Raw genomic sequence first — 19,036 nt, forward strand, 5'->3', positions numbered from 1 at the left:
ATCGCCCACGCCGACGTTCACCGACTCGCCGCTCAGCGAGGGGCCGATGGTGCCGTGCCGGTCGACCCGGCGCAGCAGCCGCCCGCCGCAGTGATCCGCGGCTTGCGGCCTACTCCGGGCCGGTCACCCAATCCGGCCAGCCCCTCGGCGTTGGACCGGTCGAGCCGCTCGCGCACGGTCTGAATGTGGCAGCCTGGCTTGGCTGCGATCGCGCTGGTCCGCAGCCCCTGCCAACTCGATACGATCATCTGCGCCCGCATGATCCAGTCGCTCGGGCCGTGCCGCGCTCCGGCCAGCTTGCGGATCTTGCGTTCCTCGTCCGCGTTCTGCGGCGGCGCGCGAACAGCAGCTTCGGCATGGCGGTCCCCTGCAACCATCATTCCCCCAGCTCGTCTGGTGCAAGACCTGCCGACGGGCGAGCGCTCGGCTCGTAGCCGTCAGCCGGTTGTGAGGATCTCCACGCCGCGCGCCGTGAGCCGTTCGACGACTGCGTCATGGGGGTCGGCGTCGGTGATCAGTCCGCTGATCTCTTCCCAGGGCAGGACGCGGAACCGCGAAGCTGTGCCGAGCTTCTCGGAGGAGGCGAGGATGTAGGTGTCCGCCGCGCGTGCGGCCAGTGCACGCTTCATCGCGGCCTCCTCGGCGTCGCCGGTGGTCAGTCCCGCCTCAGGGTGTACGCCGGTGACGCCGAGCAGGCAGAGGTCGGCGGAGACGTTCTGTGCGGCCTCGACCGCGGCCGCACCGCAGGCGACCGCCGAGTGCTTGAAGATGCGGCCACCGAGCAGGAAGAGCTCCGTCTGCGGATGGTCGAGCAGCGCGGCGGCAATGGTCGGGCTGTGGGTGATCACGGTGCAGGCCAGGTCCTGAGGGAGCGCGCGGGCGACGGCGAGGGCGGTGGTGCCGCCGTCGAGAATCAGCGCACCGCCCGGCCGCACCAGCCCGGCAGCCACCGAAGCGACCTTCCGCTTGCCGTCCGGGGCTACGGTCTGCCGGGCGGCATAGCCGACCAGCGCGGGCGAAGCAGGCAAGGCGCCGCCGTAGACCCGCTGGCACAGTCCCTCGGAGGCGAGATCGCGCAGGTCGCGCCGCACGCTGTCCTCGGAGATCCCCAGTTCGGCGGCGACGTCCTTGGCGACGATCTTGCCCTCACGGGCGAGCAGATCGAGCAGATGGTCGCGCCGTTCAGCAGCCAGCATGCGCACTCTTTCCCGTTCTTGCACGTTTTTGCATGTATCTTAGTACCCGTGACCGACAAACCCATGCTCATCCTGATCGCCGGCCCCTACCGTTCCGGCACCAACGGCGACCCGCAGGCCATGGCCGCCAATCTTGCCCGCCTCGAAGCCGCCGCCTGGCCGGTCTTCGCCACCGGCCACCTCCCCGTGATCGGGGAATGGATCGCCCTGCCCGTCCTGCGCTCCGCCGATGCGGGCCCCACCGACCCCCTCGCCGACCAGGTGCTGTACCCGACCGCCGACCGACTGCTCGCCCATTGCGACGCCGTGCTGCGCCTACCCGGCGACTCTTCCGGAGCCGACCAGGACGTCGCCACCGCCCGCCACCGCGGCCTGCCCGTCTACCACGACGTGGCCGAGATTCCCCGCCGCACCCCGCAGGAGACCGCGTGACAAGCCACCCAGGCATCGACACCCCGACCATCGCGGCCGCACCGGCCTCGACCAGGCCGGCCATGATCCCGGCCAGCCGGACCCACAGCTCCCCGAAATCGACCTCGGCCTCCCGGCCCGGCGGATGGTGCTGGGCGATGAATACCTGAGCCGGACCGCGCCCTTCCTCGATCCAGATCTCGGGCTTGCGCCGGACCACGTAGTCACGCACCGCCGAGTAGGACATCTTGCCCATGCCCTGTTCGTCCATCAGGCGGCAGTGAATTCGCGTTGAGGTGTGCCGCTGCTTGCGAGGTGCGTCCAGGTCGGCGCGCAGCCACTCGCCGATGACTTTCTTGAAGGGCTCCAGCTGTGCCGACCGCATCTGGAGAGTCTTCCTCGGGGGCGGCTCCGCGCGGGTCAGCGCCTCACGTACCAATACCCACGCCTTCCGCAGGGACCGGTTGAGGGCATAGCTGTTCCCCTCCGCTGTCCATCGCGGCCAGCATGCAGATGCCGTTCGGTGCGAATGGGGTCCGTTCCCCTGCGGAAATGGGTGCTGGACCCGATGGTGATGCCGCCAGGCCCATGTGATTGTGGCATAGAGCCCCTGACCTGCCGGTCCCGGAAGGAGGAGCCATGGCACAGTCCGGCACCGATCCACTGCACGCTCTTGAGGAGCAGATGCAGCGAGGCGATCCGCATGGCGCTCCCGCTCTGGAAGCAGGGCGCCCGCGCCGGCCGCGCGCCTACCGACGACGGCGCGGCCTAGCCTTGGCTCTGCTGGCGGTCTCTGTGGCGATGCTGGTCACGGGCATGATGCTGCCGCAGGGCCTGCTGCTGGCGGCGGGCCTGGTCACGGCGCCGTTGGCGATGCATCTGCTCACACCTCCGCAGAACCCCCGCCGCCCGGCCTCCCCGAACAGGCAGCGGCGCAGCCCATCGCGGCGGCGCCGATCGAAGCGATCATCAGTGCCTGACCGGGCCCGGGAACGACGGCCCATCCGTTCCGGCCGGTTGCGACCCACTGGGCCCTCCGCGCTGCGGAAGGTGGTGACCGGTGGGACATGCTGACACTCGGAGCCGACGCCTTGGGGTTGCGCACGGCAGCGCACAGCTCGGCCATGGCCTCCGGATCGTCGCGGACGGCGTAGGCCTTGCCGGCGGCCCCATGTGAGGCGGCCTCCAGCCGGTTGGGCGGCTCAGCCCCGACAGGTCGGTCACGCGGCGTTCGGTGGCGTCGTGGGTGGTGTGGGCGGCGCTGAGCTCCTGGTGGTGGCGGCGGAAGGCCAGAGCCAGGGTGCCCGCCCCGGCAGGCTGCCCGGCGCGGAAGGAACTGGAGGTGCCTGGGCGGCCAGGTCGGCCAGCAGCCACCACAGCGTGCCGCCCACTGTGCCGCCGACCAGCAGAACTGCGAGGGAGATCCACCAGAACGCCGCCCTCTGGCTGAAGCGTTCATAGCCGACGTGCGCGGACAACGCCGCGCGTTGCCAGGACCCGGTGGGCCGGGGTGATGATCTGAGCCAACGGACCGATGCCCCGGAGGCGCCATGCGTCTGGCTCGCGCACTGCTGGCCCTACTCGCGTTCACAGCCGTCGTCGCCGTTTCACCGGCCCATGCCTCGACTCTCGGGAAAGGCACCCTCGTCCGGGTCGAAGCGCTGACCGGAAACCTGAAGCTCGCGGGTTCCGGCCCCTCGTGGCGAGTCTGGTACGTGTCCTCGGCCTGGAACCGGCAACCGACGGTGATCAGCGGCACGATCTCGCTTCCCCTGGGCCGGCCACCCGCGAGCGGCTGGCCGATGATCAGCTTCGGGCACGGCTTCGGCGGGGTGGCGGACTCCTGCGCGGTCTCCCGCACCGGCGGTGCCCCCGGGGAACGCACTCTCCAGGAAGCCTTGATCGGAGCCGGGTACGCGGTGGCCGTCACCGATTTCCAAGGCATCGGCACACCGGGAGAAAGTCCGGGCGTGGACGGCCCCTCGGCGGCGTACGCGATGATCGACATTGTCCGTGCGGCCAGGAGGCTGGGGCCGGTGTCGCGGTCCTGGCTGCCGGTCGGGTACTCGCTCGGCGGGCACGCCGCGCTCTGGTCCGGCGCGCTCGCCGCCTCCTACGCGCCCGAACTGGCGGCCAAAGGCACGATCGCCCTGGCGCCTTTCACACAGTGGCAGCTCCAGGTCGGTTCGCCCCTTGTACGCGACCCGGCCGGAGCGGCCAGCTTCGTCGTGCCCTACTCGGGGCGGGCGCTCCCGATCACCCACGATTTCCGGCCCGCCCGCTGGTTCACCCGCAAAGGCCTGGAGCTGATCGGTCTGGCCGGGCGGCTCTGCGTGGATGAGATGGTCGCGGCCGTCGCCGGGCTGACCAACGCCGACATACTGAAGGATCCGGTCGCAGCCAGCGATGAGTTCGTCCGCCTGTTCGCCGAGGAGGAGGCACCGCTCACCGGATACACCCGCCCGGTCCAGCTCATCCACGGCACCGCCGACACGCTCCCCGCCGTCTTCAGCGAGATCACGACAGGTCAGCTCGCGGGGGCCGGCCTGGATGCGACGTACACGCCTGTGGACGGCGCCGACCACTTCACCCTGCTCCCAGCGGTGGCGGCCGACGTGGTGACACGGGCAGAGGCGTTCTTCGCGAACCCATAGGAAATAGCGGGTGACGCGTTCGCCGACCATCCCGCCGCTGTCGAACGCGCGGAACGGCTGGGCTCGCCCGGCGAAGGCCTCCGATCCGCGCCACCGCATTGGCGCCGTAACCGAACCCCCGCCGACATACCGGCGGCCACCATGCCCCCTCGATCCGTCGGTGCTGCCTGCGGAGCGACGCCGATTCCTGGCGACCGTCGGCCGACGCTTGACCGCGCAGGCGTTGCAACGCCTTGAACCGCAACGCCGCCATCCGATCCTGTTGACCCTGCTGGCACAGTCGGCGACCGACGTGCTGGACGAGGTCGTGCAGTTGTTCGACCAGGCCGTCTCGGCGCGGGAGGGCAAGGCCGCGCACAAGATGCGCGACGCGCTGGCCGAGCGCGGCAAGGCAGGAAAGGACCGCCAGGCCCTGCTGGACGCGATCCTGGCCATCGTTGCCGACCCGGCGATTGCAGATGAGGACGTGGGCGGGCTGATCCGCGGAGAGAAGATCGGCTGGCAGCGGCTGCGCTCGGCGCAGGCCTCCACGCTGCCTCCGCTGCCGCGCGATCACGGCCACCTGGCCGCGCTGGACAGCTCCTACGGTTACCTGCGGCAGTTCACCCCACAGGTCCTGGACACGGTGCGGTTCGCCGACGGCACCGCCGCAACCAGACTCCTGGCGGCGGTCGAAATCCTGCGAGAGCTCAACACCACTGGTGCCCGGAAGGTGCCGGGCAACGCGCCGACCGACTTCGTACCGGCCCGCTGGCGCGGCTACCTGGACGCTGCGGCAAAGGACGGCAACCTCCCCGCCTACCGCCATTACTGGGAACTGTGCGTCCTGCTGGCGTTACGCGACGGGCTGCGCACCGGCGACGTGTTCGTACCCGGCTCGCGCCGTTACTCCGACCCGGCCGCCTATCTGCTCACCCCGGCCAAGTGGGCCGATCACCGGGTGGAGTTCTGCCGCCTGGTCGGCAAACCCGCCGACGCCGACACAGCTGTGACTCAAGCCGAGGACGAACTGCACACCGCGCTGGAAGAGTTGGAGCAGACCCTGGCGGCCGGCGACGGCCCGGTCCGCCTGGACGACGACGGAGACCTGGTGATCTCCCCGCTGTCTGCGGAGGACGTGCCGGCCGAGGCGCTGGCGCTCAAAGCGGAGCTGACCGAGATGCTGCCATTCGCGCCGATCGTGTCTCTGCTGATCGAGCTGGACAAACGCACCGGCTTCCTGGACTGCTTCACCCACGCCGACGGCAAGCAGTCCCGCAGCCCGGAGCTGAAACGGAACCTGATGGCGGTGCTGCTCAGCCACACCACCAACCTCGGTCTGACCCGGATGGCCGATGCCTGCGGCATCTCCTACGACATCCTGGCCTGGACCTCGGAGTGGTACGTGCGAGAGGGAGACGCTGCGCGCGGCGAACCTGGCGCTCATCGGCTACCACGGCACCCTGTCGCTGACCTCGATCTTCGGGTCCGGCACCCTGTCCTCCTCTGATGGCCAGCGTTTCCCCATCCGCGGGAAGTCAGTGACCGCGCGGGCGTTGAGCCGTTATTTCGCGCACGAGGGCCTGTCGACCTACACGCAAGTGACCGACCAGCACACCACCTACGGCACGAAGGTGATCGTCACGACCAAGCGGGAAGCCCACTACGTGCTGGATGAGATCCTCGGCGACGCCACCGACATCCCGATCACCGAGCACGCCACCGACACGCACGGGGTGACGCTGGTCAACTTCGGCCTGTTCGACCTGCTCGGGTTGCAGCTGTCCCCACGCATCCGGGATCTCGGCAAGATCAGCCCCACCGGCTACCGGCCGCTGCGGGTCCGCGACACCCTCTTCTGACCCACCCCCTTGGGGAGGATCGGCCCGGCCTTGGAAGGCAGCTCGCCGCTGCGGGGGATGTGTTGGTCAGCGCGGTCTGCGCCTGGCGGCAGGGTCGGCTTCGGCGGTGACGCGGGCGGCGGTTTCGTCGCTGAGCCGGACATAGTGGCCGAGGCTGGCCAGGTGCTGGTGGCGGGACTTGGCCTGAAGTTCAGGAGCGGTACGGCCGGCTCGGGCCAGGTGCTGGCGCGCGGAGTGCCGCAGCTGGTGCAGCGACCAGCAGGCCCCGGGCGGTCGAGCGCGGCGGAGGCCTGCTTGAACAGGTACTCGGCGTCCCGCGGGCATCACGGGAGCCGGGCTCAGGGTGGGGTCAGCGGTGGGTGATCCACCAGATGGATCGGGGCGGTGGCCAGAGCCGCTGACCAGCATCAAGGCGCACCGCCGAGCACGAAAGGAGTGACCGTGCCATCCCCACGGCCAAACGAAAAGGATGATCAGGTGGAAAAACGCCGCGAAGACGAGTAGTTCCCTCAACTCGACCAAGACCTGAGTCATCGAGGTCGGTGATCACGAAACGGGCGGCCGTTGCCCCACTGCGTCGGCAACAACGGCGCGATCCGCTCCCACGTCTGGTCCGACAACACCTGATCACGGGTCACGCGCCCAGCTCAGCGCCTCACCGGGGGAGTACGCCCCAGTTGACGGCGCAGCCATGCCACTCGAGCCGCGATGGCGTCCTGCGAGAGCACGGCATGGGGAACCACGACCTCGAACCCGTGAAACCCGCCGGGCCAGACGTGCAGTTCGACGTTGCCGCCCGCCTGCCACATGCGGCTGGCGTAGGCGACGTCCTCGTCCCGGAACGTTTCGGCCGACCCGACGTCGACGAACGTGGAGGGCAGGCCGGAGAGGTTTGCGGCGCGGGAAGGCGCGGCGTACGAAGACACGTCCGGTCCTCCGCGAACGCCGTCGCCGAGGAGCGCGTTCCACCCGGTCTCGTTCGAGGAGCTGTCCCAGATGCCGAGGCCGCGCATCTGCTGAGCGGAGGGCGAATCGTTGCGGTCGTCCAGCATCGGCGACAGGAGCAGCTGGGCCAGGATGGCCGGGCCGTTGCGGTCGCGTGCCATCAGGGTGACAGCCGCCGCGAGGCCGCCGCCGGCGCTCGCACCGCCGATGACGATGCGCTCAGGGTCGATGTTGAGCTCGTGGGCGTGATCCGACACCCACACCAGGCCCGCGTAGCAGTCCTCGACGGGACCGGGGTGGGGTGTCTCGGGTGCGAGCCGGTACTCGACCGAGACCACCGCCATGCCCATCGGTTCGGCCAGGTTCAGCATCTCGACCAGGCCGAACCGGTTGTCTCCGACGATCATGCCGCCTCCGTGGACGTGATAGATCGCCGGAGTCGGGGTCGCCGCGTGCTTCGGGAGACAGATCAGCAGCGAGATGTCCGGGTCCCCGTCCGGCCCTGGCACCGCCCGCTCCTGCACGCTGTAGGCGCCACCGCGCGAGAGGATCTCGTCGGTCGGGGTCTCCACCCCGGGGACGGGCTTGCGCATCTCGACGATGTTGTCCGAACGGTACGCGTCGGGAGGGCGCAGGCCGGTCAGCATCTCAACGACAGGAGCGAGCTCCGGATCGAAGGGTGGTGGCGGTCCGACCGGCTGGGTGGAGGACCGGTCCGTGACTTGCGCAGTCATATGTTCTCCTTGCGGCAAGAGACCGGACGTCTGCCTGCCCCAGGTCATAGGTGATCGATATGTGTCAGGTGGTGGATGTGGCCCGCCAACTGGCAGGCCGAGGTGGGCGTTCGAGTTCTGCTTGCGCAGGAGGGGTTCGGCAGCCGGATCGAACCGTTAGCGAGTGGCTGCTCGGAACCGCCTCCTGGCTCAGACGGTCGGAACAGTCCCGCCGTCGATCACGTACTCGGCGCCCACGATCGCCGAGGCGCGGTCCGACACCAGGAACCCGACCAGGTCCGCGATTTCCTCGGTGTTCGCGAATCGCCCCAGGGGTACTCCTCCCAGGGAGTCGTAGATGGTCTGCTTGGCCGCTTCACGCGTGAGTCCGTTGCCCTCGGCGATCCGGTCCACGAATCGTTCGTAGGCTTCGGTCTCGATCCCGCCGGGGCTGATCGCGTTTACCCGCACGCCGCGCGGCGCGAGCTCGTTGGCAAGTCCTTTGCTGTACGTGCGCAGAGCAGCCTTCGCTGCCGCGTACGCCAGGGACGCGTCGTACTGGGGTAGTTCACGCTGGATCGAGGTGAAGTGCAGCACCACGCCCGCCCCAGACTCGATCATCGCCGGGAGAAGAGCTCGATCGAGCCGCACCGCTCCCAGGAAGTTGAGGTTCAACTCGGTGAGCCACTGGTCATTGGTGATGACCGCGAACCCACCGGCCGGCGTCGACGCACCTCCGACGACGTGCACCAGGATGTCGAGTGCGCCGCCTGCCTCACCGATTCGAGCGGCCACGGCATCGGTGCCCTCGATCGTCGTCACGTCCGCTTCGATGAATCGGTCGGGGTGCTCGTACCCGTCGGGCATCGTTCGCGCCGTCACGTATACGTCGGCACCCATTTCTCGGAGCCTCTCCACGACGGCCTTGCCCGAGCCCTTCGAGCCGCCCGTGACCAGCGCCCGGCGACCGTCGAGACGATCGCGATCTGAACTAGACATTTCTCTCTCCACTGAAGATCGACGTAGCGCGGATTCGGTCAGGCTGTGTGGTTGGCGATGACGAGTTCGGCGACGAGGCCATCCCGCAACGCGAACCGGTAGTCGAGTTCGGCGACGCCACCCGGGAAGGTGCCCTCGAGCCGCACGGTCACCACCCAGTGGGCGTCATCGACGCGGCGAGCGCCGATCTGTTCGGTCGTGTACTCGAACTCGGACCCGGCGTCCCGCAGGAACGCGTGGACCTCTTCTCGGCCCCGGAAGGTCTCGCCCTGGTCGACGACCACCGCGTCCTCGGTGAGGAACGACGAGGCGGTGTCGGCGTCGTGGACGACGTGGGCGGCGAAGAACTCGCGCACGGTGGTCGGGAGCAGATCGGACGGAAGATCGGTGTGCTGTGTCATGAGCCCACCGTGCGACCTCACGGTGCGGGAGGGTCAAGCCCTGGACTCTCCCCCTGGGAGAGGGTCCAGAATGTGGGGGTGCTGACCATCGGGGAGTTCTCGCGGCTGACCCACTTGAGCGTGCGGACACTGCGTCGGTATCACGAGGCGGCCCTGCTGGAACCCGCCGTGGTGGACGAGATCACCGGTTACCGCTACTACGGCGTCGACCAGATCCCGACCGCGCAGGTCATCCACCGGCTCCGCGAACTCGACGTCCCCCTGAGCGATGTTCAGCGAATCCTGCGGACCCCCGACCCCGGTGTCCGGGCGGCCCTGGTCGCGGACCACCTGCAACGCCTCGAGGACGAGCTCGACCGCACCAGGGCCGCAGTCGTGTCGCTGCGGCGCCTGCTCCGGCCCGACCCCGCGCCGATCGACGTCGAGCTGCGTGCGCAGCCCGCCCGGACCGTCGCGGCGGTGGAGGCCGTAGTCAGAGGTCGCGACGTCGCGACCTGGTATGCAGGCGCGATGGCCGAACTGGAGGCGGCCGTCGGCGCCGCCGCGACCGGACCGCCGGGCGGCTGCTACGACAACGTCCTCTTCGAACAAGAGCGCGGTCACGCGCTCGTCTACCTACCGACCGCTGCGCCACCTTGCACCGGACGCGTGCACCCCGCAACTCTCCCGGCCGCGGAACTGGCCGTCACCACCCACGTCGGCGAGCACGACGGCATCGAGGTCACGTACGGCGCACTCGGGACCTGGGTGGTGGAGAACGCGATGTCGGTGGCCGGGCCGGTGCGGGAGGTCTACGTCGTCGGCCCTCGTGACACAAGCGATCCCGCAGCGTGGCGCACCGAGATCGGCTGGCCGGTCTTTCGCGTCACCTGAAGCGAACAGTTGTGGGACTGCGTTGTGATTGACGTCCGTTCACGTACAAGATCACCGCGCCGGGGGCCTCCCGGGGGATGATGGGCGCGGACAAGGCCTACTCCTCCACGGGCAACCGCGCTTACCCGCGCCCACGCCGGATCACCGCGGTCATTCCGAGAAGAGCGACCAGCAGGCCAACCGGAAGAGGAAGGGTTCAGCCGGTGGGCGGCCGGTCGGTTTCGACCCGAACCTGTATCGGTAGCGCAACACCGTCGAACGCTGCTTCCAGAAGATCAAGACTTGGCGCGGGTTAGCCACCCGCTACGACAAATCCCCCGAAAGCTATGAGGCCGGGCTGCACCTTCGAGGCTCGATCATATCCGCCGCATGGCCCGCGCCCTTCAGATCCGCCCGCTGATCGCCCGCCGAAGCACACCGCACGGCTCCGGCCTGGGCAAACAGCGCTGGGTCGTCGAGCAGACCTTCGCGTTGCTGCACGCTTTCCGGCGATTACGGATCCGTTGGGAAGCCCGGGCGGACATCCACGAGGCCTTCCTCAAACTGGCCTGCGCCCTCATCTGCTGGCGACGACTCAACTCATTTTGTTAGGAGCTCTAAGCGTGTTCTGCCGTGACGCTTGGGAGGAGCGGACACCTGGAGTGGAAAAGTTGGCCCAAGTGTCGTGGTGACCAGGTGGCCGATCGTCTTTCAAGTGAGGCTTGGCTCTGCCGACCTGCGCGAACAGCGGCCGAGGCCTCGTCCACTCACGCTCCTGTAGGAGCACGAAGGATCCACTCAGTGGAGGAAGAGGGCACATCATGAATCCGACGTTGAACACGATCGACATCGTGGTCTCCGACATGGCGGCGTCCGTGGAGTTCTACGCCCGCCTCGGGCTCGACTTCAAGCTCGACCCCCACTCCCCCGAGCACGCCGGTTGCGATCTGCCCAACGGGCTGCACCTCATGCTCGACACCGAGTCCTTCCGCACCCCGTTCCTGCCCGGGTGGAAGGCCCCGGTCGGCGGCCCGCGCACCCTGCTGTGCTTCCAGTTCGAAATCCCGGCCGAGGTCGACACCGCCTACGCGGAGCTGACCGGTGCCGGATACAAGGGCTTGGCCGAGCCGTTCGACGCCTTCTGGGGTCATCGGTACGCCACCATCGCCGACCCCGACGGCAACGGCGTCGACCTCTACGCGACGCTGCCGGCCTGACGAGACCGACCAGGGTAAGGGGGGAGCCGAAGTGAAGTACGTCCTGATGTTCGTGGAGACCGAAGAGTTCGCCAAGGAACTGGAGACGATGGGCGATCCGGAGCGGGAGAACGCCTACGCGGCCGTCGGCCGCTGGTTCGCCGAACACGGAAGCAAGATCACCCACCACGCGCATCTGGCGCCGGTGCACACCGCCACCACCATGCGGCTGCGGCGCGGTGAGGAGCCGGTGGTGACCGACGGCCCGTTCGTGGAGGGCAAGGAAGTGGTCAGCGGGTTCGCCGAAGTGGAGGTCGCCGACCTCGACGAGGCCCTGAAGATAGCCAGGTCGTGGCCCGCCTGCCCGATCGTGGAGATCCGCCCCGTCTCGTGACCGCTTCGAACTCCGGACCGAACTCCGAACAGGCGCTGGCCCACGTGGTGCGCGACCACGCGGGCCGGCTCGCCGCGTCTCTGGTCTCGCTGCTGGGCGATTTCTCGGCAGCGGAGGATCTCGTCCAGGACGCCGTCGAGACGGCGCTGCGGCGGTGGCCGGTGGAGGAGGTGCCGGAGCGTCCGGACGCGTGGTTGTTCACCGTGGCCCGCAGGCGCGGGCTCGACGTGCTGCGCCGCGAGACGAACTACCGCGCCAAGCTGGCCCAGATGACCTGGGTCGAGCCGTCTCAGAGGGACGACCGGCTGCGGCTGATCTTCACCTGCTGCCACCCGGCGTTGTCCCGCGCGGCCCAGATCGCGCTCACACTGCGGGTGGTGTGCGGGCTGAGCACGGCGCAGATCGCCGCGGCGTTCGTCGTCCCCGAGACCACGGTGGCCCAGCGGCTGACCCGGGCCAAACGGAAGATCACCGAGGCGGGCATCCCCTACCGGATCCCTGACGTCGACGACCTGCCCGCACGGCTCGACGGCGCGCTCGCCGTCATCTACCTGCTGTTCAACGAGGGTTACCTGTCGAGCAGCGGCGTCCATGCGCAGGCGCGTGACCTCGTCGACGACGCCGAATATCTGGCGAGCCTGCTGGCCGGGCTCATGCCGGACGAGCCCGAGGTGGCCGGGCTGCTGGCGCTCATCCGGCTTCACCGGGCTCGTGGGGCGGCCCGGTTCGACGACCGCGAGCAGCTCGTGCTGCTGGCTGACCAGGACCGCACCCTGTGGGACCACGAGGCGATCGGCGCGGCGACCGCGCTGCTGGTGCGCGCCGCCCGCGCTCACCGTCGGCCGGGGCCCTACCAGCTACAGGCGGCGATCGCCGCCTGCCATGCCGAGGCCGAGAGCTTCGAGAGCACCGACTGGCCCCAGATCGTGGTCCTGTACGACATGCTGCTGCATCTGGCGCCCTCGCCGATCACCAGGCTGCACCGGGCGATCGCGTTGCGATACGCCTCCAGCCCGGGGGCGGCGCTGGACGAGCTCAAGGATCTCGACCGGGTATTGGAGAATTATCTGCTTCTGCACGCCACCCGCGCCGACCTGTTGCGGGCGGTGGGCCGGAACGCGGAGGCCAGGGAGTGCGATGAGCGGGCGCTGGCACTGACCGCCAACCCCGCTCAGCAGGCACTGCTGGAAGAGCGGCTGAGCTGGAGCTGACGGGCTCACGTGGCCGGACGGATCTCCACGACCGGGCAGGCCGGCCAGGATCTGGCCAGCCGCAGGGCCTCGTCGAGGTCGGCGACCTCCACCTCGATGTAGCCGCTGAACGTTTCGGGGCCGTCGCCGGCGGGCCCGTCGACGATCGCGTCGAGCCGGATGGTGGTGGCGGTGTGGGGGTGCTTCAACCGGGTCTGATGGGTGATCTTTTCGGCGTGTTCGGCTAACCACCGTCCGACCGCCTCGTAGGCGACGTCCTGTTCCGTGGCGCCCTTGGCTCGCATCTCGCTGACGTAGGAATCGGTTTCGAAGAACATCAGGACGTATTTCATGACATGTCCTCCCCTGTCGGCGTTTCCGGCCTTCATGGGGAAGACGATCGGGAACCGGTCCGATACGACATCGGCGGAGATTTCCCTCTATCGCTGAGTGAGCAGGGCGGCGGCGTGGTCGATTTCCGCTCCGGTCGTCCATCGGCCGAGGGACAGGCGGATCGCGGCCAGGGCTCGGTCGCGGTCGAGACCCATCGCGGTGAGCACCGCGGACGGCTCCGGATCTCCGGTGTGGCAGGCAGATCCGGTCGCGGCCACCAGCTCGGGAAGGCCCGCGAGCAGATCACGGCCGACGACACCGGGAAGGCTGACATTGAGTGTGCCGGGCAGGCGGTGGTCGGGATGGCCGTTCAGCTGGACCTCGCCGAGCCGGTTGTGCAGGCGGTCGCGGAGTTCGACGATCCGGGCGGCTTCGACGTCGAGACTCTCGCTCGCGAGGCGGGCGGCTTCTCCGAGGGCCACGGCGAAGGCGACGTTCTCGGTCCCGGATCGGCGGCCGTCTTCCTGTCCGCCACCGGAAATGAGCGGTTCGAGGGTGAGGCCGCGGCGGACGTACAGGGCGCCGATGCCTTTCGGGGCATACAGCTTGTGGCCCGCGATGGTGAGCAGGTCGACGCCCAGGTCGGTGACCGACACCGGGATCTTGCCGACGGCCTGGGCGGCGTCGGTGTGGAACAGGGCGCCGTGCTCGCGGGCGATCGCGGCGAGTTCGGCGACGGGCTGGATGGTGCCGGTCTCGCCGTTGGCGAGCATGACCGACACCAGGCGGGTCTGGGGGGTGAGGGTCCGGCGCAATTCGGCCGGCTCGACCAGCCCGAACCGGTCGACGGAGAGCAGGGTCACCCGGACGCCGGCGCGTTCCAGGGCGGCGCAGGTGCGCAGCACCGCCGGATGCTCGGTGACCTGAGTGATCAGGTGATCGTCCGGGGCGAGGGCCGGGCCGCGCAGCGCGAGGACGTCGGATTCCGAGCCGCCGCTGGTGAAGACGATCTCACCGGGCTCGGCGCCGATCAGCTCCGCCACGTGGCCGCGGGCCTCGTGGAGGGCCCGGCGGGGCGCCTCGGCGTAGGCGCCCGTGGTCGAGGGGTTGCCGAAGTGCGTTTCGATGTACGGCCGGGCCGCCTCCGCCACCCGGGGGTCGACCGGGGTGGTGGCGTTGTGGTCGAGGTAGACGACGTCGTCGCGGAGGCCCGGCGGTCTCATGAGGCGATCGGCAGTCCCTCGGCGTGCCACTGCGGCCAGCCGTCGACCAGGAGGCGGGCGTCGAACCCGGCCGAGCGCAGCAGCCGCACGGCCTCCGGCGCCATCACGCAGAACCGGCCGCGGCAGTAGGCCACGATGAGGCTGGTCTTCGGCAGCTCGGTCAGCCGGGCGGCGACCTGGTCGTGCGGGATGGACAGCGCGCCCGCGATGTGACCGGCGGCGTACTCCTCGGCGGGGCGCACGTCGACCACGACGACCTCGCCCCGGGCGATCAGCTCGGTCAGTTCGCCGCGCCCGACCGGCTCCAGGACGGAGACGTCGCCCAGGTAGTCACGGGCCGCCTTCTCGGCGTCAGGCAAGGTCTCGGTCGCCAGGGCCTTCAGGGTTTCGACGAAGTCGTGCACCGACGGGTCGGCCAGCCGATAGAAGATCTTGACCCCGGACCGTCTCGTCTTCAGCAACCCGGCGTGCTGCAGCACCTTGAGCTGGGCGGAGGTGTTGCTGAGCTTCCACCCGCAGGAGGTGGCCAAATCGTCGACGCTGCGCTCCCCTTGAGCCAGCACGTCGATCAGTTCCAGCCGCAGAGGGTTGGCCAGAGCCTTGCCCATGCGCGCGAACTGTTCGTACAGCAGCAGCTTGCGTTCGCGGTCGCTCATCTATAATCCTCCAAATACTTATGGAATATCGTAACAGCCGTCCGGGAGGTAGCACAGTGGACACGAACATCATCCCGCTCGTGGACGAAGGGCTCGGCAACACCGCCTACCTCACCGACCTGGGCGACGGCCGCGCTCTGGCCGTCGACGCCTCACGTGACCTTCGGCAGCTCAGGGCAGCCGCCGAACGCCGGGGGCTGAAGATCGCCTACGCGGCGGAGACCCACCTGCACGCCGACTTCCTGTCGGGAGCCCGCCAGCTCGCCGCCGACGACGGGGCGACGATCCTCGCCTCGGCCGAGGGGGGACGCGAGTTTCCCCATGTGGGTCTGCGCGATGAGGAGGAGGTCGACCTCGGCGGGCCGACGCTCCGGGTTCTGACCACTCCGGGGCACACGCTGGAACACATCGTGTACGTGCTCCTCGACGGCGACCGGCCACTCGGCGTCTTCACCGGAGGCTCCCTGATCGTCGGCTCTGCCGCACGGACCGACCTGGTCGACCCCGACCGGACGATCGAACTCGCCCACGCCCAGTACGCGTCGTTACGCCGCCTCACCACACTGCCCGACGAGACCCACGTCTGGCCCACCCACGGAGCGGGTTCCTTCTGCTCGGCGCCTCCCGGAGCCGAGCGCACCTCCACGATCGGCGCCGAGAAGCAGGCCAACGCCTTACTCCGCTCACCCGATCCAGCCGCCTTCGCCGAACGCCTGCTCGCCGGGATGGGTTCACATCCGTCCTACTTCGCCGACCTGCCCGAGGTGAACCGGACGGGCCCGGCCGTGGTGGCCGGACGGCCGCCGCTGGGCCTCGTCGACCTCGCGACCGTGGCCCGTGCGGGCGGGGTCGTGGTCGACGTGCGGCCGGTGCTCGACTTCGCGCGCGGGCACGTGCCGGGATCGGTCTCCATCCCGCTGCGCGGTCAGTTCGCCACGTGGCTGGGCTGGACGGTGCCCGCCGGAACCCCGGTGGCGTTCGTGCGCAACGCGGCGCAGGACGCCGACGAGATCGTGTGGCAGGCACTCAAGGTCGGATACGACACCATTCTGGGCGAGGTGGCCGGCGACCGGCAGGCGACGGTCGACGTGATCGGGCCCGCCGAAGTAGGCGCCGGCCAGGTGATCGACGTGCGTCAGGAGTCGGAGTTCGAGACCGGTCACCTGCCGGGGGCGCGCAACGTGGAACTCGGCCGGATCGAGACGCTCCCTCCGGGCGGTGAACCCCTCGTGGTGATGTGCGGTCACGGCGAGCGTGCCGCGACGGCCGCCAGCCTGCTGATGCGGGCTGGCCACCGGAACGTGCGCATCCTGTCGGGTGGGCCGGGTGACTGGTCCCGGCTGACCGGTCTGACCCTGGAGCGCGGCCGATGACAGGTGGGCCTCGCCTCGGCCTGCGCGCGAACCTTCCCCAGTTCTCTCTGCTCGTCGTCGTCAACGCAATGGTCGGCGGCATGCTCGGTCAGGAACGCACCGTTCTCCCGTTGCTGGCCGAGCAGGTGTTCTCCCTGAGTGCCTACACGGCCGTGCTGACGTACATCCTGGCCTTCGGCCTGTCGAAGGCGATCGCCAACCTCTTCGCGGGTTCCCTCTGCGACCGCTACGGCCGCAGGCCGGTTCTGGTCGCGGGCTGGCTGGTCGGGCTCCCGGTGCCGCTTCTGATCATCTGGGCGCCCGAGTGGGGCTGGGTCATCGCGGCGAACGTGCTGCTCGGGGTCAATCAAGGGCTGACGTGGTCGACCACGGTCATCATGAAGATCGACCTGGTCGGGCCGGAGCGTCGCGGCTTGGCGATGGGCTTCAACGAGTCGGCCGGCTACCTCGCCGTGGCGGCCACGGCCCTCGTCACCGGCTACCTGGCGGAGGCGCACGGGCTCCGGCCCGCGCCCTTCCTGCTCGGCCTGGCCTACGCGGTGATCGGGCTCGGGCTCTCCGTGGTCTTGGTCAGGGAGACGCGCGGATTCGTCTCCTTGGAGACGCGCGGTCACGATCGGCGTTCGGCCCGCGAGATCTTCGTGACGACGAGTTTCCGCGATCGCTCGTTGTCGGCGGTCAGCCAGGCCGGCCTGGTGAACAACCTCAACGACGGCGTGGCGTGGGGCCTGTTCCCCGTGCTGTTCGCGGTCGAGGGGCTGACTCTGGCCGAGATCGGGATCCTGACGGCCGTGCTCCCGGCCGTGTGGGGGCTGGGCCAGATCGCGGCGGGCGCGCTTTCAGACAGGTGGGGCCGCAAACGCCTCATCACCGGAGGGATGCTGCTTCAGGGCGCCGCGCTGGCGTGGGTCGCCGCCGCGGACGGCTTCGTCCCGTGGGCGATCGGCGCCGCTCTCATCGGCGCGGGCACCGCGATGGTCTACCCGACGTTGCTGGCGGCCGTCGCCGACGTCGCTCATCCCTCGTGGCGGGCGCGCGCGGTGGGGGTCTACCGGTGGTGGCGCGACTTCGGGTTCGCCGTTGGCGCGGTGCTCGCCGGGGTCGTCGCCGACCGGTTCGGCGTCCACGCCGCAGTGGCCGCCACAGCCGTGGTGACGGCCCTGTCCGGCCTGGTAGTGGCGGTACGGATGAAGGAGACGCGACCTGGTCAAACGCCGGATAGAACGTTGCTTTAGATTCATATAGCACGATGTTACGCTTGATAAATCTATAGCTCGCTCTGCCCTGTGCAGGAGGCGTCATGACCGACCCCGCGAAGACCGTTCACCGCCGCTCCCTCCTCCTGGGCGCCGCCCTGGCGGGTGGCGGGCTGCTGACCGGCGCGTGCACGACCGCGAACGCCGGCGCGGCCGGGGCCGGAGGAGCCCCGTCGCCCCCTCCGGCTCCGAAGTTCGACCCGCGCGACTGGAAGTCCGTCCGGGCGCAGTTCCCGCTGACGCCGAACCTGGCGCACTTCTCGGCGTTCATGCTGTCCTCTCACCCGGCCACGGTGACCGCCGCGATCACCGGGTTCCGGCAGGGCCTGGACAGCAACCCGATCGAGTTCGGCATGGGCATGGCCGACTTCGAGTTCAGCTCCCGGGCCCGCCAGGCCCTGGCCAAGTACATCGGCACCCGCCCCGACGAGATCGCCCTCACCGACAGCGCCACCATGGGCATCGGCCTCATGTACGGGGGTCTGGTGCTCAAGGAGGGCGACGAGATCGTCACCACCGCCCACGAGTTCTACTCCACCTACGAGGCGGTGCGCTTACGCGCCACCGCGACCGGCGCCAAGGTCCGCACCATCCGCCTCTACGACGACCCCGCCCAGGCGCGGGCCGACCAGATGGTGGCCAAGCTGAAGGCGGTGATCACCCCCAGGACGCGGGTGCTCGCGATGACCTGGGTGCACTCGATCACCGGCGTCAAGGTCCCGATCAAGCAGGTCGCCGACATGCTCGCGACGATCAACGCCGGCCGGCGGGAGCCCGAGCGAGTGCTGCTGTGCGTCGACGGGGTGCATGGCTTCGCCGCCGAGGCCGCCACCGTGAAGGACCTGGGCGCCGACTTCTTCGTCACCTCCACTCACAAGTGGCTGTTCGGGCCGCGCGGCACGGGGTTCGTGTGGGGCACCCCGGCGGCGTGGCGGCGGCACCGGCAGATCATCCCGAGCTTCTCCATGCCGGCCTTCCAAGGCTGGTTCACCGGCCAGCCGCCCGGCGGCGCCCCCGGCGACCTGGCCACGCCCGGCGGCTATCACACCTTCGAGCACCGGTGGGCGCTGCCGGCGGCCGTGGAGTTCCACCAGGCCATCGGCCCCGCCCGGGTGGCCGAGCAGATCAGGACCCAGGCCGAGCAGCTCAAGGCCGGGTTGGCCGGGCTGCGGCACGTCCGCCTGGTCACCCCCCGGTCGGCCGAGGTGTCCTCGGGGATCATCTGCTGCGCCGTCCAGGGGCTGCACCCCGAAGCCGTGGCCGAACGCTTGGTCAAGGAGCATCAGGTCGCGGCGGCGGCGACGCCCTACCGGGAGAGCTATGTGCGGTTCGGACCGAGCATGGTGACCACCTCGCAGGAGGTCGACAAGGCGATCTCCGCGATGGCGGCGCTGGCCTGAGGA

Annotated in this window: 20 protein-coding genes and 2 pseudogenes; 14 read left to right on the forward strand and 8 right to left on the reverse strand. The window is 69.5% G+C overall.

The genetic code is table 11. From position 1 onward, the window contains the following. Window positions 1–32 precede the first annotated feature (32 nt). Together FDA94_RS00500 and FDA94_RS00505 are read right to left on the reverse strand one after the other, a co-directional pair. A complete protein-coding gene (locus FDA94_RS00500) occupies window positions 33–380 on the reverse strand; it encodes a helix-turn-helix domain-containing protein (RefSeq protein WP_246059427.1) in 348 nt (115 codons plus the stop codon). Between the two features lie 57 nt (window positions 381–437). Further along, window positions 438–1,196 (reverse strand): DeoR/GlpR family DNA-binding transcription regulator, encoded by a 759-nt coding sequence (locus FDA94_RS00505; protein WP_170990713.1) that lies wholly within the window; start codon window positions 1,194–1,196, stop codon window positions 438–440. Between the two features lie 48 nt (window positions 1,197–1,244). Here FDA94_RS00505 and FDA94_RS00510 point away from each other — a divergent pair, with 48 nt between their 5' ends. The 5 genes from FDA94_RS00510 to FDA94_RS40960 all read left to right on the forward strand — a co-directional run bounded on the left by FDA94_RS00510 (window position 1,245) and on the right by FDA94_RS40960 (window position 6,102). Then, window positions 1,245–1,628, forward strand: a complete 384-nt coding sequence (locus tag FDA94_RS00510; protein WP_030924288.1) for a hypothetical protein — start codon at window positions 1,245–1,247, stop codon at window positions 1,626–1,628. A gap of 618 nt (window positions 1,629–2,246) precedes the next feature. After that, window positions 2,247–2,681 (forward strand): DUF3040 domain-containing protein, encoded by a 435-nt coding sequence (locus FDA94_RS41440; RefSeq protein WP_137245025.1) that lies wholly within the window; start codon window positions 2,247–2,249, stop codon window positions 2,679–2,681. A gap of 476 nt (window positions 2,682–3,157) precedes the next feature. Then, window positions 3,158–4,261: a lipase family protein gene (locus FDA94_RS00520; RefSeq protein ID WP_137245026.1), complete on the forward strand. Its 1,104-nt coding sequence runs from the start codon at window positions 3,158–3,160 to the stop codon at window positions 4,259–4,261. A gap of 208 nt (window positions 4,262–4,469) precedes the next feature. Continuing rightward, the gene (locus FDA94_RS40955; protein WP_212735083.1) at window positions 4,470–5,750 is read left to right on the forward strand and encodes a Tn3 family transposase; all 1,281 of its coding nucleotides are present in this window, start codon (window positions 4,470–4,472) and stop codon (window positions 5,748–5,750) included. Beyond that, window positions 5,704–6,102: a Tn3 family transposase gene (locus FDA94_RS40960; RefSeq protein ID WP_281286523.1), complete on the forward strand. Its 399-nt coding sequence runs from the start codon at window positions 5,704–5,706 to the stop codon at window positions 6,100–6,102. The genes FDA94_RS40955 and FDA94_RS40960 overlap by 47 nt, the downstream gene beginning before the upstream one ends. Before the next feature lie 647 nt (window positions 6,103–6,749). Here the strand turns inward: FDA94_RS40960 and FDA94_RS00535 are convergent. The 3 genes from FDA94_RS00535 to FDA94_RS00545 form a co-directional block, all read right to left on the reverse strand. Then, complete coding sequence (locus FDA94_RS00535) at window positions 6,750–7,694, reverse strand: alpha/beta hydrolase (RefSeq protein WP_212735084.1); 945 nt, start codon at window positions 7,692–7,694, stop codon at window positions 6,750–6,752. Between the two features lie 276 nt (window positions 7,695–7,970). Further along, window positions 7,971–8,759 carry an SDR family oxidoreductase gene (locus FDA94_RS00540; protein WP_137245027.1) on the reverse strand — a complete coding sequence of 263 codons (789 nt, stop codon included), beginning with the start codon at window positions 8,757–8,759 and terminating at the stop codon, window positions 7,971–7,973. A 38-nt stretch (window positions 8,760–8,797) separates the two neighbouring features. Continuing rightward, complete coding sequence (locus tag FDA94_RS00545) at window positions 8,798–9,160, reverse strand: nuclear transport factor 2 family protein (protein ID WP_066376311.1); 363 nt, start codon at window positions 9,158–9,160, stop codon at window positions 8,798–8,800. 78 nt (window positions 9,161–9,238) lie between these two features. Between FDA94_RS00545 and FDA94_RS00550 the strand changes: the two genes are divergently transcribed. The 6 genes and pseudogenes from FDA94_RS00550 (at window position 9,239) to FDA94_RS00570 (ending at window position 12,813) form a co-directional block, all read left to right on the forward strand. Next, the gene (locus FDA94_RS00550) at window positions 9,239–10,033 is read left to right on the forward strand and encodes a MerR family transcriptional regulator (RefSeq protein WP_137245028.1); all 795 of its coding nucleotides are present in this window, start codon (window positions 9,239–9,241) and stop codon (window positions 10,031–10,033) included. An 80-nt stretch (window positions 10,034–10,113) separates the two neighbouring features. Continuing rightward, window positions 10,114–10,433 (forward strand): annotated as a pseudogene (locus FDA94_RS41445) (transposase); the annotation flags it as partial. Further along, window positions 10,421–10,624, forward strand: a pseudogene (locus FDA94_RS00555) (transposase); the annotation flags it as partial. The pseudogenes FDA94_RS41445 and FDA94_RS00555, both read left to right, overlap by 13 nt. A 209-nt stretch (window positions 10,625–10,833) precedes the next feature. Continuing rightward, entirely contained in the window at window positions 10,834–11,229 is a 396-nt protein-coding gene (locus FDA94_RS00560; RefSeq protein WP_137245029.1) for a VOC family protein, read from the forward strand. Window positions 11,230–11,260: 31 nt separating this feature from the next. Continuing rightward, window positions 11,261–11,602, forward strand: coding sequence for a YciI family protein (locus FDA94_RS00565; protein WP_170990714.1), 342 nt, complete (start codon window positions 11,261–11,263; stop codon window positions 11,600–11,602). Further along, on the forward strand, window positions 11,599–12,813 hold the full coding sequence (locus FDA94_RS00570; RefSeq protein ID WP_137245030.1) for an RNA polymerase sigma factor: 1,215 nt from the start codon (window positions 11,599–11,601) through the stop codon (window positions 12,811–12,813). The genes FDA94_RS00565 and FDA94_RS00570 overlap by 4 nt, the downstream gene beginning before the upstream one ends. 5 nt (window positions 12,814–12,818) lie before the next feature. On the opposite strand, the gene FDA94_RS00575 is transcribed toward FDA94_RS00570, so the two are convergent. The 3 genes from FDA94_RS00575 to FDA94_RS00585 all read right to left on the reverse strand — a co-directional run bounded on the left by FDA94_RS00575 (window position 12,819) and on the right by FDA94_RS00585 (window position 15,004). Continuing rightward, complete coding sequence (locus FDA94_RS00575; protein ID WP_137245031.1) at window positions 12,819–13,145, reverse strand: YciI family protein; 327 nt, start codon at window positions 13,143–13,145, stop codon at window positions 12,819–12,821. Window positions 13,146–13,232: 87 nt separating this feature from the next. Then, window positions 13,233–14,348: a cysteine desulfurase family protein gene (locus tag FDA94_RS00580; RefSeq protein WP_137245032.1), complete on the reverse strand. Its 1,116-nt coding sequence runs from the start codon at window positions 14,346–14,348 to the stop codon at window positions 13,233–13,235. Beyond that, window positions 14,345–15,004: an ArsR/SmtB family transcription factor gene (locus tag FDA94_RS00585; protein WP_137245033.1), complete on the reverse strand. Its 660-nt coding sequence runs from the start codon at window positions 15,002–15,004 to the stop codon at window positions 14,345–14,347. The genes FDA94_RS00580 and FDA94_RS00585 overlap by 4 nt, the downstream gene beginning before the upstream one ends. Window positions 15,005–15,060: 56 nt before the next feature. Between FDA94_RS00585 and FDA94_RS00590 the strand changes: the two genes are divergently transcribed. The 3 genes from FDA94_RS00590 to FDA94_RS00600 all read left to right on the forward strand — a co-directional run bounded on the left by FDA94_RS00590 (window position 15,061) and on the right by FDA94_RS00600 (window position 19,033). Beyond that, window positions 15,061–16,377 carry an MBL fold metallo-hydrolase gene (locus FDA94_RS00590; RefSeq protein ID WP_246059429.1) on the forward strand — a complete coding sequence of 439 codons (1,317 nt, stop codon included), beginning with the start codon at window positions 15,061–15,063 and terminating at the stop codon, window positions 16,375–16,377. Next, window positions 16,374–17,612, forward strand: a complete 1,239-nt coding sequence (locus FDA94_RS00595) for an MFS transporter (protein ID WP_137245035.1) — start codon at window positions 16,374–16,376, stop codon at window positions 17,610–17,612. Before FDA94_RS00590 ends, FDA94_RS00595 begins: the two co-directional genes overlap by 4 nt. A gap of 65 nt (window positions 17,613–17,677) precedes the next feature. Beyond that, entirely contained in the window at window positions 17,678–19,033 is a 1,356-nt protein-coding gene (locus FDA94_RS00600; RefSeq protein WP_137245036.1) for an aminotransferase class V-fold PLP-dependent enzyme, read from the forward strand. The last annotated feature ends 3 nt before the right edge of the window (window positions 19,034–19,036 follow it).

It is taken from the genome of Herbidospora galbida (genome assembly GCF_005233835.1).
Taxonomy (GTDB): Bacteria; Actinomycetota; Actinomycetes; order Streptosporangiales; family Streptosporangiaceae; genus Herbidospora; species Herbidospora galbida.